12 protein-coding genes are annotated in these 14199 nt (G+C 48.4%); 10 read left to right on the top strand and 2 right to left on the bottom strand.

Going from position 1 to position 14199, the window contains the following annotated elements; all coding sequences use genetic code 11:
- The first annotated feature begins 40 nt into the window (after positions 1-40).
- The 4 genes from WBJ53_RS25060 (at position 41) to WBJ53_RS25045 (ending at position 7234) form a co-directional block, all read left to right on the top strand.
- On the top strand, positions 41-2566 hold the full coding sequence (locus tag WBJ53_RS25060; protein WP_338871312.1) for an FtsX-like permease family protein: 2526 nt from the start codon (positions 41-43) through the stop codon (positions 2564-2566).
- Positions 2567-2705: 139 nt separating this feature from the next.
- Complete coding sequence (locus WBJ53_RS25055; protein ID WP_338871310.1) at positions 2706-3395, top strand: thiopurine S-methyltransferase; 690 nt, start codon at positions 2706-2708, stop codon at positions 3393-3395.
- Between the two features lie 418 nt (positions 3396-3813).
- Positions 3814-6744 (top strand): hypothetical protein, encoded by a 2931-nt coding sequence (locus WBJ53_RS25050; protein ID WP_338871308.1) that lies wholly within the window; start codon positions 3814-3816, stop codon positions 6742-6744.
- A gap of 247 nt (positions 6745-6991) precedes the next feature.
- Positions 6992-7234 (top strand): hypothetical protein, encoded by a 243-nt coding sequence (locus tag WBJ53_RS25045; protein ID WP_338871306.1) that lies wholly within the window; start codon positions 6992-6994, stop codon positions 7232-7234.
- A 103-nt stretch (positions 7235-7337) separates the two neighbouring features.
- On the opposite strand, the gene WBJ53_RS25040 is transcribed toward WBJ53_RS25045, so the two are convergent.
- On the bottom strand, positions 7338-7916 hold the full coding sequence (locus tag WBJ53_RS25040) for a hypothetical protein (RefSeq protein ID WP_338871304.1): 579 nt from the start codon (positions 7914-7916) through the stop codon (positions 7338-7340).
- A 334-nt stretch (positions 7917-8250) separates the two neighbouring features.
- Between WBJ53_RS25040 and WBJ53_RS25035 the strand changes: the two genes are divergently transcribed.
- The 4 genes from WBJ53_RS25035 to WBJ53_RS25020 all read left to right on the top strand — a co-directional run bounded on the left by WBJ53_RS25035 (position 8251) and on the right by WBJ53_RS25020 (position 11853).
- A complete protein-coding gene (locus WBJ53_RS25035; RefSeq protein ID WP_338871302.1) occupies positions 8251-9180 on the top strand; it encodes a universal stress protein in 930 nt (309 codons plus the stop codon).
- Positions 9181-9260: 80 nt separating this feature from the next.
- Positions 9261-9617, top strand: a complete 357-nt coding sequence (locus WBJ53_RS25030) for a hypothetical protein (RefSeq protein WP_338871300.1) — start codon at positions 9261-9263, stop codon at positions 9615-9617.
- A gap of 250 nt (positions 9618-9867) precedes the next feature.
- Positions 9868-10956 (top strand): AI-2E family transporter, encoded by a 1089-nt coding sequence (locus WBJ53_RS25025; protein ID WP_338871298.1) that lies wholly within the window; start codon positions 9868-9870, stop codon positions 10954-10956.
- A gap of 6 nt (positions 10957-10962) precedes the next feature.
- Positions 10963-11853: a sterol desaturase family protein gene (locus WBJ53_RS25020; protein ID WP_338871296.1), complete on the top strand. Its 891-nt coding sequence runs from the start codon at positions 10963-10965 to the stop codon at positions 11851-11853.
- On the opposite strand, the gene WBJ53_RS25015 is transcribed toward WBJ53_RS25020, so the two are convergent.
- On the bottom strand, positions 11854-12243 hold the full coding sequence (locus WBJ53_RS25015) for a hypothetical protein (RefSeq protein WP_338871294.1): 390 nt from the start codon (positions 12241-12243) through the stop codon (positions 11854-11856).
- Between the two features lie 227 nt (positions 12244-12470).
- Between WBJ53_RS25015 and WBJ53_RS25010 the strand changes: the two genes are divergently transcribed.
- Complete coding sequence (locus tag WBJ53_RS25010; protein ID WP_338871292.1) at positions 12471-13184, top strand: GNAT family N-acetyltransferase; 714 nt, start codon at positions 12471-12473, stop codon at positions 13182-13184.
- Between the two features lie 59 nt (positions 13185-13243).
- Complete coding sequence (locus WBJ53_RS25005) at positions 13244-14191, top strand: universal stress protein (protein ID WP_338871290.1); 948 nt, start codon at positions 13244-13246, stop codon at positions 14189-14191.
- Positions 14192-14199: the final 8 nt, after the last annotated feature.

Below are 14199 nucleotides of genomic sequence, written 5' to 3'. Positions count from 1 at the left end.
GGCTAGGACACTTCACCATTCCCCAATGATTGATTGACCTATGAATTTCTCCTGGCTTTTTCGCATGGCCTGGCGCGATAGTCGCCGGAGTCGCCAACGGTTACTGCTCTTTATGTCGGCTATTGTGCTGGGCATAGCGGCATTGGTTGCTATCAATTCCTTTGGCGACAATCTGGCGCGCAGCATCGACGAGCAGGCCCGCGAACTGCTGGGGGCTGATCTGACACTTTCGTGGACGCGTCCGCCATCGGCTAAAACACAGCAATTAGCTAAAACCCTCGGGCGCGACCGGGCCTATGAAGTTTCATTCCCATCGCTGGTCTCGATTCCGAAAACGGGTGGTGTGCGACTGGCTCAGGTGAAAGGGCTGGAAGGTAATTTTCCCTATTACGGAACCTGGGAAGTGGAGCCTCTGTCGGCTATTCAAACGTTTCGGCAGGCGCAGGGCCGCGTTGCGCTGGTCGATGATGGACTGTTGGTTCAGTTGGGTGCCCAGCCCGGCGATTCGGTGCGGGTTGGTAATCTGTCGTTTCTGATTGCCGGACGTGTTACAAAAACACCCGGTCAGGCTGCTATTGCGGCAACGGTGGCGCCAACTGTCTTCATCCCGAATAAATATCTGGTCAGTACGGGCCTCCTGCAACGTGGTAGCCGAATTGCCTACAAATATTATTACCAGTTTGCGCCCGGAACCGACATTGGGGCTATCGTCAAAAAATACGATGCCCGGTTCGAGAAAGAAGGCGTCAATATCGATACGGTTGCCGATCGCAAACGGCAGACAGGCCGGTCGTTTGCCGATCTGACAAAATACATGAGTCTGGTGGCTTTTGTCGCCTTGCTGTTAGGCTGTGTGGGCGTAGCCAGCGCGGTGCAGTTGTATGTAAAAGAGAAAATTACGTCGGTAGCTATCCTGCGAACCCTGGGTGCCAGTGGTCGGCAGGCATTACTGATCTATTTGTTTCAGACAGCGCTGATGGGGCTGATTGGCGCTACCATTGGGGCCATAGTCGGATCGGCAGTACAACTTATCCTACCCCAGGTGTTTGGGCGATTCCTCCCGGTTGCGGTCGAAACGACCCTATCTGGGCCGGCGATTCTGGGCGGTATTGGTACCGGGCTGCTCATTTCGGTTTTGTTTGCGCTCCTGCCTTTACTCAGCATTCGAAATGTGTCGCCGTTGCGAACGCTACGCACTTCGTATGAAGACGATCTGAGCGGTCGTGATCCGTTGCGATGGCTGGTCTATCTGCTGGTAATTGGGTTTATTGTCGGGTTTGCCTATTTGCAAACCAAAAATCTGATGCTGGCCATTGGCTTCACGGGCGGGCTTACGGTGGCGTTTGGCATTCTGACCTTATTGGGCTTAGGACTGATCTGGCTGGTTAGGCGGTTTTTTCCTACGTCGTGGAGTTATGTATGGCGACAAAGTCTGGCCAATCTGTATCGACCCAATAACCAAACGCTGATTCTGGTGACGGCCATTGGTCTGGGGGCATTTCTGATTGCAACACTTTACCTCACGCAGGGGCTATTGCTGGGCCGGGTCGAATTGTCGGCTAGTGGTAATCAGCCCAATATGGTATTGTTCGATATTCAGAAAGAGCAGATAGCGGGTGTTCGGTCGCTGGTGAAACAGCAGAATCTGCCCGTTTTGCAGGATGTGCCGGTTATAACGATGCGCCTGACCGACATTAATGGCAAACATCCCGACGAAACCAAAAAAGACACAACCCTGAAAACGCCAAACTGGGCGTTCAGTCGCGAGTACCGCGTAACCTACCGCGACACCCTGATTTCGTCGGAGAAACTGGTTGATGGCAAAGCACCCTATCAGGCCGATGGCAACGTATACATTTCGGTTGAAAAAGATTTTCTGGGTCGATTGCACGCGAAACTGGGCGACACGCTGAGCTTCAACGTACAGGGAATGCTCATTCCGGCCATTGTGGGCGGAACCCGCGAAGTGGAATGGAACCGGGTACAAACCAATTTTCTGGTGGTGTTTCCGGCCGGAGTGCTGGAGCAGGCTCCGCAGTTTCATGTGCTGATGACGCGTGTACCCAACAGCCAGACCTCGGCCGTGTTGCAGCGCAATCTGGTCAGTCAGTTTCCGAACGTGTCGGCCATCGATCTGGGACTGATTCTGAAGACGGTCGATGAAATTCTGGACCAGATTTCGTTTGTGATTCAGTTTATGGCGCTCTTTAGCATACTGACGGGCTTGCTTGTGTTGGGTAGTTCGGTCGTGATCAGCAAATATCAGCGTCTGCGCGAAAGCGTTCTGCTCCGCACACTGGGTGCCAGCCAAAACCAGATTCTGCGAATTACGGCGCTGGAATATGGTTTACTGGGCTTGTTGGCTGCTCTGTCGGGAATTCTGCTATCGGTAGTTGGAACGTGGGCATTGGCTCAGTTTGTGTTCGAAGTTCCGTACCGACCCAATACATTGCCGCTGGTTGTAGTAGCCACCATTGTCACCATTCTGACGATCCTGATCGGCCTGTTCAATAGCCGCGACGTGCTGGTACGTCCTCCGCTCGACGTGCTGCGGTCGGAGGTGTAAGGAATTAGCCGGGAATTTCCGGTGAACACTACGGGATTCTACGCATTTTTCAAAAGCCGTGAATCCGCGCTAAAAGCATCCGCATTGGATAAGGAACTTTGTCACATCGAAATCGCACAACACCTTATCCTCTTTGAGCATGGAAAAAGCATTCTGGTTTAACTCCTGGGAATTGGAAGGACACTACACCAGCTTTCACCGTAAAGACATTCATCCCTATGCCATCAAGCACCTGCCACCGTTTGCGCTCGAAGGCAAAACGGTACTTGTACCACTTTGTGGCAAATCATTAGATCTGCTGTATTTCAGCCGGTTCGCTCATCAGGTTATTGGTGTCGAAATCGTTGAAAAAGCAATCATTCAATTTTTTGAAGAAAACCAGTTGGCCTACCGGCAGATTGGCAGCCGGTTTGTGTCGGGCAATATCACCATTCTGTGTCGGGATTTCTTTTACCTCAACCGCGAGGATATTGGTTCGTTCGATCTTGTTTATGACCGGGCGTCGCTGGTTGCCTTACCCGAGCCCATGCGGATGCGGTATCTGCAAACACTGGAGTGGTTGTCGCCGGTGGGTACGTTATATTTTCTGAATACACTGGAATATGCCCCCATTCTGAAAACGCCACCGTTCAGTATCTCACCCGCCGAAGTAGCCAGTTATTTTCCTAATTACGTGATCGACCACGTTGAATGCCCAATGCTGCCCGATCATGGTATGGTTCGTAAGTTCAACCTGACGCATCTGAAAGAGCATGGGTTCATGATGCGCAAACTCTATGACTCGCCCGTGTTGATCGATATCGATGAGTTAATGGAAACTGCCTGGTAAACGATTAGTACACCAAAATGAACGCGCAAGGGCGCAAAGATCCCGGCAAGAGGCTGGTGGTCTTTGCGCCTTTTGCGCGTAATAGGCCCTGGGCAAACTTTTCTGGAAAGTGGCAAAATTCATTCACCTTTTAGTGGTGGGTCCTATTTATTGAGCTGCGGTGTGTCTGGATGTCAATGCTATTGTTTTTTTTGTATTCTTTTTGTGGAATAGTTTTTCTATTATAAGTGTGTTTTTTTTAGCTTTAAAGTTTATAATTGAGAAGGGGAGTGTTTATACTTAAGCATATATTTTATCACTTATTTCAGCATGGCTTACGCAAAAAAACGGGCCACGGTTAGTTTGTAAAAGTCATGTTCAGGATAGCTTACAATTGTAGTGTCGTTTACCATACGTTTAACCTGTTAATACAGAATTCATGAGAAACAAGTACAAAAATCAACATGAGGGTTTAGTTTTCTGGGTGTTCTGGCTCACCCTTCTGGGGTTTACTCAGCTACGGGCACAAACCGTGCAGCCGCCAGTTATTCAATGGCAACGGGTGATTGAATCGCCTATTCCAGGAGCAGTTTACGGTAGAACTGCTATCGTAAAAAATGGCGCTGGTGGATATTCAGTAGTGACGGCAGATCGGCGGCTGTTGTGGCTTACAACCGCAGGAGAGGTGATAAGCGATGTTCCTATTACCAGCGTTTCGACTACAGGAAACACTATTGAGGCATTGTCAGCCGTAAGCCCGGTTGCTACTGCTGATAATGCAATAGTTATTGCTGTATTAGATAATCAGCGGTGGACCTTACAGAAAAGAAACCTGACAGGTGAATTAATTTGGATTACGGGTTTGAACTTTTCTCAATCAACACAATACCAGTACGGGTTTAGTAATATAGTTGGTAGTTCAGATGGTGGAACCTTTGCTTTCGCGACTCGTTATGATCAGACCATTAGTACCCAAGATAGAGCATCTGTGATTATCGCGAAAATCGGCAAAACAGGCGATTTTTTATGGGAGAAAGAACTGAAGTTTAGTACTGATGATGGATCTAACAACGGTGTAAATGGTATTAATGTTAGCAAGGCAATCAGTACATCTGATGGAGGGCTCTTATTAACCGGTACAGCCAATCCGACAACCGACAATAATACACTCCGAGGCTGGGTTGCTAAATTAACGGGAGATGGAAGTGTAGTATGGCAGAAGCGGTACGGACAAGTGAATAATTTCAATGATGTCTCTGCTGATTTGTCATACTCAAACACCGAGTCATATTGGTTAACAGGGTCTGAGTGGCCAAATACGTCTAGCTCCGGTGAACCCTCTACTTTTCGAATTAATGCACAGGGAGATCCTATAGGTAGTCCTGTGCAGGTTCCTTATCCGGCCTTTAACTCCTTAGCTACTATTGTTGCAGTGCCTCAACAAGCTAGACCTGCTTCTTATGTTGTCGGAAACGATACCCCACAGGACAGCAACAATGGAGATATTCGGCTAACTGGATTCTCTGAGCAGGGAGAACGTCTTTGGAGTAAGGTTTTAGGTGGCTCTGGGCATGACTATAGTTTTCAGCCTGCAGTTTTGCCTACTACGGATGGCCTGTTAATGGTTGGGATTACTGAGTCTAATGACGGAGATGTGAAAGGACGTAAACAAGCTACGCCAGCCACTTGGATCGTTAAGTTACTGAATCAGGGAAATGCGCTGACACTCACTCAGCCCACCTACAACTGCCAGACGGGTGCGATCACTTTCAACACAACCGGTGGCGATGGTTCGCCAATTACCTACACCGCTCCGGGGATTACCCGTGCTTCAGTAACCGACAACTTTGGTACCGTTGAGCAGGGGCTGCGCAACGATCCTAAACCGATTCTGATCCAGGCTACCCAGAGCGGACGTACGGTGAGCTATACGTTTGATTTTGGGGCTTATTGTAGTAACCCACCAGCTAATCCATTACAGATAGTGGCTCCCAGCGTTACGTGCGGTAGTGCTTTGGGGGCTACACTTGTTATCAATACCAGTGGTGGCGATGGCTCACCGATCAGTTATGCTATACCCGGAGTTGAACTGGCGTCTCCTGCCAGTAATACGGTGGACATCTTTAAGTGCATTGATATCAATGTGCCGCTATCAATTCAAGCAACCCAAAGTGGCTACACCACTACTTACTCACTTGACCTGAAACAATACTGTCCTGGCATACAGATTTTTAAATCACTGGAAGTGTCTCTCATCCCAGATCTAACAGTAAAAACAGGACAAACTCTGGAATCGTATGAACTAACGAATTATTTTAAAGACCCTAACTTTAGTATTTACAAGTACTCATACTTGAATCATTATTGGTTTACAGCTTCAGGAATGCCTGAGGGAATTACTTATTCTACCGCTGGGTCAGGTGATGGTTCAGGAGGGCCAAATGGATTAGTAGTAAAATTCTATGGTAAAACGTCTGCTGCCCCAGGTACATATATCATAAACATTGCGGCCACAAACGGGTATTGTGATACGTTAAAAACCTCCTTCAGGATTGTAGTCGTTGAGTCATCGAATAATGCCCTAACGCTCACCCAGCCTACCTACAACTGCCAGACGGGGGCTATTACCTTCAATACCAGCGGTGGCGATGGAACGCTCATTACCTACACCGCTCCCGGTATCACCCGTGCTTCAGTAACCGACAACTTTGGTACCGTTGAGCAGGGCCTACGCAACGACCCCAAACCGATTTGGATTCAGGCTACCCAGAGCGGGCAAACGGCTAGTTATACGTTTGATTTTGGGGCTTATTGTAGTAACCCTAAACCGCCCACTGGCGGCTCATTGGCTTTGTTAGCCCCCACCTACAACTGCCAGACCGGGGCTATCACCTTCAACACCAGCGGTGGCGACGGCTCGCCGATTGAGTTCCGGGCGGCTGGCATCACCGACTGGACCACCAACCCCAACCAGTTTGTCGATAAAGAAAGCCGCACAGCCAGCGATGTACAACCCTTTATGCTGATGGCCCGTCAGAGTGGCTCTCAGGTCAGCTACAGTTGGGATCTGAAAGCGGCCTGTGGTCGGGCAAGGGTTGGTGTAGCTGAGGAGTCGTCGAACCTGACGATAACGGTACTGGGCAATCCGGCAGGCGAGCAGGTTCGGGTATTGATCGAGGGAGTAGAAGGGCAGGCTGTTGAGCTGGAGTTGAGTGATGTGAATGGCCGGTTGGTAGAGCGTCGTCGTCTGGAATCGGCGGGCGCACACGATGAGCAGGTGTTTAGTTTAGAGCAGACTGGAGTACGGCTGTTGCTGTTGCGGGCGACTACCAATCAGCAGGCCCGAACGGTTAAGATTATGAAGCAGTAACTGATAAAGAATTAAGTAAGGGTAGAAACGGCTTCGGGAGTATCTTGAAGCCGTTTGTGTTTGAAAATCAAATGATTAGATAAGGTGGATTGCTTGTTTTAAGGAGTTTCTAAGATAAGCTTAAGCTTATACTAAGATAAAAGATTGTATTTGTGGGCACGTTGGCTGGTTTTATCAGCGTTATATAAAGATAGGCTTTTCTGGCCTAAGGTATTGAGCTAACGAATAAATCGAATCGATCATGACTATGAAAGAGCAGACATCATTAGCCGTAGACGAATTTGACCGCCCTGGCCAGGCTATTCAGAATACCGAATGGGTACGTGATCCCGCTGATCCAACGAAGCACATTTGTGGATTGATTCAGAAGGGAGAAACTGTATGGTTTCATAATGAGCAATTTGGAAGCGGACCCGCCTGGCAACTGGTTCGGTTGGCAGATGGGGAGCATGTATATGTTCATCCGCACGATTTCGACTATAAGCAATAGGCTGACAACCAGTAGTCTAATTTTAGCTGGCTACATCGACCTGCCGAAGCGGAGACGCAGAGAGCCTACTGAATTATTGGCTCTTTCGGGGCGATGTGGCCAACTATTGACTTTTGCTTGCGGTTGAAATTGCCAGCGAATCGGGCAGAATGGTTGCGGGGGTATAGAACATGACCAGCGTACCCAGGCGCTTGTTGGGAGCCGTGACGGGCGCCGATAATTCGTAGGGCATTTTGTTGTTAAAATAAATGTCCTGCTTTTGAAGCAGATAGGCCGGAAACCGATTCGTGAACGGCATATCCTGGTTTTTCTTATTGGTCGAAATCATGATTTTTCCGGCCGAATCCACCAACAACACTTCTTTCACTCCCCGGTTTTTTACCAGTGTGTTGAAATATTCGTTAATCTCGCCTGTTTTGTTCTGTAGCATGGCATTGCGAACTGCCCAAACGAACGCCTTCATGGTCAGCGTCAGTTGCTGCCGGTCGTTAGCCAGTTGATTTTGCCGGACTTTTGTGTGTAATATACTCCGCTCCTGACTGGTCTTGTGCTCCAATTGCCAATTTTGAACAATTAAATAAACCACACCCGCCAGGAGCAGGACGATAACACTATATAATACGGCTGGATTTTGATACCAGCTCATTTTCGAATGCTGTTTAGTTGGATGTTCTGTAGTCATAGTTGTACGAGTTTAGGGCAGAAATTGAGTCGGCCATCCACCATCTACTGATAGTCTCCAATAAACATTCAGCAGCTTAGTGGCGGCTTAACGATAGATTAGAATTCGCTTAGAGTTTAGAATACAATGCCTAAATGGCAATGCTGCTGTTCGGATTTTTGGCTGAATGAATTGTTTGCTGTTGCTTGAAACGGGAAGGATAAGGGGCCTTTCGAGGGCAGAAGGCGCAAATTCTAAGTGAATTCTAAGGATTGGTTAAGTTTCTGTTAAGCAATCTGTATTTCTTTCGTTTTCAGTCCCACCTAACTATAGCGTTAGCTTTGGTAAAAAGCATATGGATGTACAGAATCTTGCCACTATACTCATTCCCGTAGATTTTACGGAACCTTCGCTCAATGCGCTGGATGTTGCCGTCAGGCTCAGTGAGCAACAGCAGAAAGTTCATTTGCATCTGGTATATGTTCTGAATCCTGATACATTAAAACCACTAGCTCCCGACGACTTGCCCGATTTATCGAAGTCGCATCTGACTCAGCAGGGGGCAAGCCTGATTCAAATGCTGGCCATGCTGACAGCGCAGGAATATCCGGTTAATTGTTCAAGCAGCTTTCGGGTAGGTACTTATTCTGACGAGGTGATGGCGGCTGCGCAGAGCATACATGCCGATTTGATTGTGATGGGTACTCTGGTGGGTGCAAATAGCCAGGCATTGCGGCTGAATTCGGATGCGTATCGGATGATAAAAACGGCTCCCTGCCCGGTGCTAACTGTTCCAGCGCACAAAAAATGGACCACTTTCGAGCAGATTCTGTTTCCGGTTCGACCCATACCGGGCGCGCTGGATAAATATGAGTTTGCCCGAAAAATTATCCGGAAAAATGCATCGGAACTGACCGTTCTGGCACTTTCGAACCCCGATGAGGTGATTAGCATCAGCCAATTGCAGGATCAGATTACTGAACTGCTTGGAAAGCTGGCTCAGGATGGGGTTAAGAGTAAAACTTTGTTTTGGCCAACGGAGTCGATTGCCGAAACAGTATTGGACAAATGTGTTGAGCTGTCGGCCGATATGCTGGTTATTACAGCGAGCTTAGGCGCAACAGCCAACGATTTCCTGATTGGTACTTTTGTGCAACAGATCGTTTACAATGCACAGATTCCTGTTCTCTTCATCCGCCCCGATTCTGGCTTATCGCAACACACGACTCCCGTTCAGTGGCGATTTGGGGTCACTGATTCTGGCTTTACAACCATTGGCCTTTGAGCCGCTTATACGGGTTTGTTAGCTTCTATCGTTAACTATATAATACTTAAGGTACTATATAATCACTGAAACATTATATCATGAATAAACATACATATATAAGCCAGGCAACAGACTGGGCAAAGGCACATGGTTTTACACACATAAAAGCGAACACCGATGGTTTCGAAAAGCCAATTACTTATGGTCGTCAGCAGGATGGCGAATCGTTTGTGCCCGATGCGACCGGAAGGCAGTTTGGCCAGAAATCCTATTTTGAGGTTGTTCTTAAAACCGACGATACGAATCGTCTCAGGTCTAAATTGAAGCTTCTGGGTCGTCTGGCTGCCATTCAGGGTGGGCAATTGTACCTGATGGTTCCTAAAGGACATCTGCCTTTTGCCAAAGCTATAGCTTCAGATTGCTGCGTATCGGCCGAAATGGTCAATCTACGCTGAGCTGACAGGTACATACGTATAGCTCAATAAACCTGCTTCGGGCCGCAAAAGGGTGGCCTGTTCTTCGCTCAAAAGATTCGCTCTGTAGCTTTATTACTTTCATTTCTGGCATAAGGCCTATATACATCTACGGGCAAATTCAAATTTTCTCAGGGGGCGTTCAGTAAGATTTTTGGTTGATTTCAGGCAGGTAGCTCCTCCGAGAGTTTACTGATCATGAAGTTGCCGTTTTATCTTTTGTGATCGTTTCATGCAGGTACTACTAAAGCCTACCCGGTTTCTGTTGTTTCTTTTTCTGTTGTTTGGCGGGTTGTATTTTACTCGATCCATTCTGGTGCCGCTTACGATTGGGGGCCTGTTGGCGATGCTTTTTTTTCCGGTAAGCCTGTGGCTGGAAACGAAAGGCATCGGCCGGGCTCTGGCTGCGCTACTTTGTCTCACGTTACTGCTGGTGATAGGCGCGGGGCTTGTTCTGTTGCTGAAATGGCAATCGTCGGATCTGGTTCATGACCTGGCCGGTATTGAACAGCGTATAACGGAAATGATTGGTCAGTTGAAGCAGTTTGTGAGCAGTAAGTTGGGCATCAGTGCCCAACAGCAGAAGACGTTTATTGAAGAACAGCAAGCGTCGGGGGCAGGTCAACTTTCGGCTATTGTGGCCAAAAGTATCAATTCGATACTCAGTATCGCTGTCGATCTCGTGCTGATACTCGTGTATGCGTTTCTGTTTCTTTATTTTCGACACCATTTTAAACAGTTTCTGCTAAAGCTGGTTCCGGCCAATGCTCAGCCCGAAACCCGTCGGGTTATCTATGAAAGCAGCAGGGTGGCCCGGCAGTATCTGACCGGCCTGGCCGCTATGATCGTTATGCTCTGGGTTATGTATGGCATCGGATTTAGCATTGTTGGCGTTAAACAGGCCATATTTCTGGCCGTTTTGTGTGGCTTGCTCGAAACAATTCCCTTTGTTGGCAATTTGACCGGAACGCTCATTACAGTTCTGGTGACAATGGCTCAGGGCGGAGATGGACAAATGATGCTGGGTATTCTACTGGTATATGGTATTGTTCAGTTTACGCAAACCTACCTGCTCGAACCACTTGTTGTTGGCACCGAAGTTAGCATCAATCCGCTGTTTACAATTCTGATTATTGTGGTTGGCGAAGCCGTTTGGGGCATACCGGGCATGATTCTGGCTCTACCTGTACTTGGCATTGTGAAAATCATCTGCGACCACGTGGAGCCACTGAAGCCCTATGGTTTTTTGATCGGGAAAGTCGGTAAAGAAGATTCGCCGGGACTGAAAGATAAATTGAAACGTGTTTTTCGGAAAAGATAAGCCGCTATGTTCCTGATTCCTGCCTTCGACTTTATTGGAGCACCGCTGCTGGTTCTGGCCTTTGGGGTATTGGTATGGCTACAATGGCGATGGCCTTTACGACGTCGGCATTTTCGGGGCCTGGGCCGGATGGTGCGAAACATCGGCGTAGCTGTTCCCACGTTTATTACGCTCCGGTTGCTTTTATTGCCCGTGCCGTTGCTGGCTGCCAATTGGGCTGCTCAACATACTATGGGGCTTATTCGCTGGCTGCTTCCCCAAACTAGTGTTTGGACGTGGATTGGGGGAGCGCTGGGCGTGTTAGCTTTCGATTATGCCTATTACTGGTGGCACTACGCCACGCATAAAGTTCCATTCTTATGGCGGTTCCATAATGTGCATCATACCGATTTAGAGATGGATGCGTCGACTGCCATACGGTTTCATTTTGGCGAATTGCTCTTGGGCGTACTATTTCGGACTGCAATCGTGATTTTAGTTGGTATCAGTAGCTGGAGCGCTATTCTGTACGAAATTGGGTTTGAACTGGCCGCTGAGTTTCACCATTCAAACTGGCGATTGCCCAAACGGGTTGAACGATTATTGAACCAGGTTGTAGTGACACCCCGTATGCATGGAATCCATCATTCGATTGTGCTCGATGAGTTCAACTCCAATTGGGGTACACTTTTTTCGTGGTGGGATCGGCTGCATGGCACGCATCGTATGGATATTGCGCAACATGAGCTAACATTGGGTGTGCCGGCCTATCGCAACGAGGGAGAGCTTACGTTTTTTCAGTTGCTGAAAATGCCGTTTGTTGCACAGCGCGAATGGCGGCTGCCCAATGGAGTCCAACCCCTAACCCGAACGCACCACCATAAAGCTCCGCCTGCTTCCGGTCTGAAGAACCAGTAACTAGGGGCATGGGGTATAGCTGATAGCCAGACCAGAATAGTTTATGTTGAGAGCTGCCGTTTCCAGTTTGTTTACGGTGTAGCTCCATTGTGAGAAGAGCTGGGGTGTACTGCCGCCTTTTACCTCGCTGATGTTAATGGTTTTCTTATCGGCCGAAAAGCTCCATTTGCCCGTATCGGGCGTGTCGGTTGTTTGAAGCCGCTGTTGCCACGAACCATCCGACCCGAAAAACTGCTGGGCATAGCTGCCAGAAGGGCACCACCATTTATCGGCAATCAATTGCTCGGCCGACGGTTGTGGATCGGGATCTTTGCTGCTCTTACTACACGAAAAGAGCATGGTGCTGACAAGTACCAGAGTCAGAATCAGGGATTTGTGAAGTATAGCCATATGCTAAAAAGCTAACGGACAGGCTTTTATACTTTCGTGTCGGTAGGGATAGTAGATTTTTCTTTGGGCAACCAATACTCGTTCGGGCAACGTTCGCGGCTGGTATCTAAAGCCAGCGGGTTTCTCAGCTAATTCTAATTTTTGCTTAAGGAGCTTCTAAGCACTACGGTGTACATTAGACTATCAGGAAGTATGTTTACTTTGAAAAAACTATAAATAAAATATATATGAGTTTGATAATCAGAAATTTATCTATAAATGATTACGATCAGTTGAAAGATACGATGGTTGAATCTTATAGCGCTATTGGAGGGCAGTATTGGCGAAAAGAACGGATACAAAAGCTGCTTCACCTTTTCCCTGAAGGCCAGTTCTGTATTGAAGTCGATGGAAGAGTGGTAGCCGCAGCACTGGCCATTATTGTCAATAGGGTCGATTGTGGAGAACAGCACACCTATGAACAGGTTACGGGACACTATTCTTTCGACACGCACGACCCCGCAGGTAGTATTCTATATGGTATCGATGTTTTTGTACACCCCAACTTTCGGGGGCTGCGACTGGGGCGCCGGTTATATGATGCTCGTAAGAACTGCTGCCGACGTCTAAATCTGCGGGCTATTGTGGCTGGCGGACGAATTCCTGCCTATTGTCGTTATGCGGAACAACTTTCTCCTCAGCACTATATCGATAAAGTTATACAGAAAGAAATCTACGATCCTACACTCAGCTTTCAACTGGCCAATGGCTTTCGGGTGACGTGTATTCTGACCAATTACCTGAAAGGTGATACTGAATCGAAAGAATACGCGACACTTCTCGAATGGAAAAATGTTGGCTATAAACCAACCAGAGCGGAGCTAAAGCATAAGGAGACAGGCGTTAAAACTGACCGTCTGTATGGACCGTTGACCATTTCGCCTTCGTTTGCTGCGGCATAAAAGCAGGAAAGTAACGCCTATGGCTGGTAATCGTTATTTAACCTAAAAACCCTTCTGTCATGGAAAATATAACCATAAATCGAATACTTGTTCCCATCGACTATAGCGATACATCGACTAGGGCGCTGGCTCTTGCAGCCGCTATGAGCCAGCGCCACAACGCCGTGATCCGGTTATTGCACATTATTAATCCCGATCAGTATGTGTTTTCGTCGGGCGATGGGTTAAGCATTTCCTTATCGAGCGAAGAAGTGATTGAGGCCGAAGTACCGAAACTTCACCAGTGGGCCGACGAAAAGCTGGCTGACCTGCCCGTGCGTTATTTTGTTGAATGCCGAACGGGCGTAATCAGCGACCGCATTGCCGATGTTGCCCGTGATTTTGGCGCCGATCTCATTGTGATGGGCGCTCACGGAACCTCCGGCATTCGGGAGTATTTGATGGGGTCGGAAGCCTACCGCGTTCTTAAAGTGGCACCGTGCCCTGTGCTGACCGTGCCAGGCACGTTTCAGAATACCGATTTTCAGGAAATTCTGTTTCCTGTGCGGCCAGTGCCGGGGGCACTGGACAAGTATGAATACGCTCGACGAATTATCCGCAAAAACAAGGCGCATCTGACCGTTCTGGGACTGTTTGACCGGCATGACGCTCATGAAACCGACCCCGTAACCAATGCTATGTCTGTTCTTGACCGGCAACTGGCAGAAGATTCTATCGACGCCGATATACTACTTGCCGAAACCGACTCTGTGGCCAAAACCGTGCTCCGAAAATCGGAAGATTTGCATGCCAGCCTCATTATCATTACGGCCACGCTGGATACGCCGATCCGGCACTTTTTTGTTGGTCCGTTTGCCCGCCAGATTGTAAATCGGGCCAAAGTTCCGGTGCTGTCGATTCAGCCCGAGGCACCCGTTATTGCCCATATGCAGCCCACTGCCAGCCGAACGCTCCAATCAATGATTCCTTCATTTAATCAATTTTTTCCGCCGGTTCAACTTGGCTGAATCCGGCA

Origin of the sequence: Spirosoma sp. SC4-14 (assembly GCF_037201965.1) — a bacterium.
Lineage (GTDB): Bacteria > Bacteroidota > Bacteroidia > Cytophagales > Spirosomataceae > Spirosoma.
This window is presented reverse-complemented; position numbering and strand designations above follow the sequence as displayed.

Bases quoted from the DNA above. Each gene is read 5' to 3' on its own strand.
- WBJ53_RS25060 (WP_338871312.1), top strand. From the start codon at position 41: ATGAATTTCTCCTGGCTTTTTCGCATGGCCTGGCGCGATAGTCGCCGG.
- WBJ53_RS25055 (WP_338871310.1), top strand. From the start codon at position 2,706: ATGGAAAAAGCATTCTGGTTTAACTCCTGGGAATTGGAAGGACACTAC.
- WBJ53_RS25050 (WP_338871308.1), top strand. From the start codon at position 3,814: ATGAGAAACAAGTACAAAAATCAACATGAGGGTTTAGTTTTCTGGGTG.
- WBJ53_RS25045 (WP_338871306.1), top strand. From the start codon at position 6,992: ATGAAAGAGCAGACATCATTAGCCGTAGACGAATTTGACCGCCCTGGC.
- WBJ53_RS25040 (WP_338871304.1), bottom strand. From the start codon at position 7,916: ATGACTACAGAACATCCAACTAAACAGCATTCGAAAATGAGCTGGTAT.
- WBJ53_RS25035 (WP_338871302.1), top strand. From the start codon at position 8,251: ATGGATGTACAGAATCTTGCCACTATACTCATTCCCGTAGATTTTACG.
- WBJ53_RS25030 (WP_338871300.1), top strand. From the start codon at position 9,261: ATGAATAAACATACATATATAAGCCAGGCAACAGACTGGGCAAAGGCA.
- WBJ53_RS25025 (WP_338871298.1), top strand. From the start codon at position 9,868: ATGCAGGTACTACTAAAGCCTACCCGGTTTCTGTTGTTTCTTTTTCTG.
- WBJ53_RS25020 (WP_338871296.1), top strand. From the start codon at position 10,963: ATGTTCCTGATTCCTGCCTTCGACTTTATTGGAGCACCGCTGCTGGTT.
- WBJ53_RS25015 (WP_338871294.1), bottom strand. From the start codon at position 12,243: ATGGCTATACTTCACAAATCCCTGATTCTGACTCTGGTACTTGTCAGC.
- WBJ53_RS25010 (WP_338871292.1), top strand. From the start codon at position 12,471: ATGAGTTTGATAATCAGAAATTTATCTATAAATGATTACGATCAGTTG.
- WBJ53_RS25005 (WP_338871290.1), top strand. From the start codon at position 13,244: ATGGAAAATATAACCATAAATCGAATACTTGTTCCCATCGACTATAGC.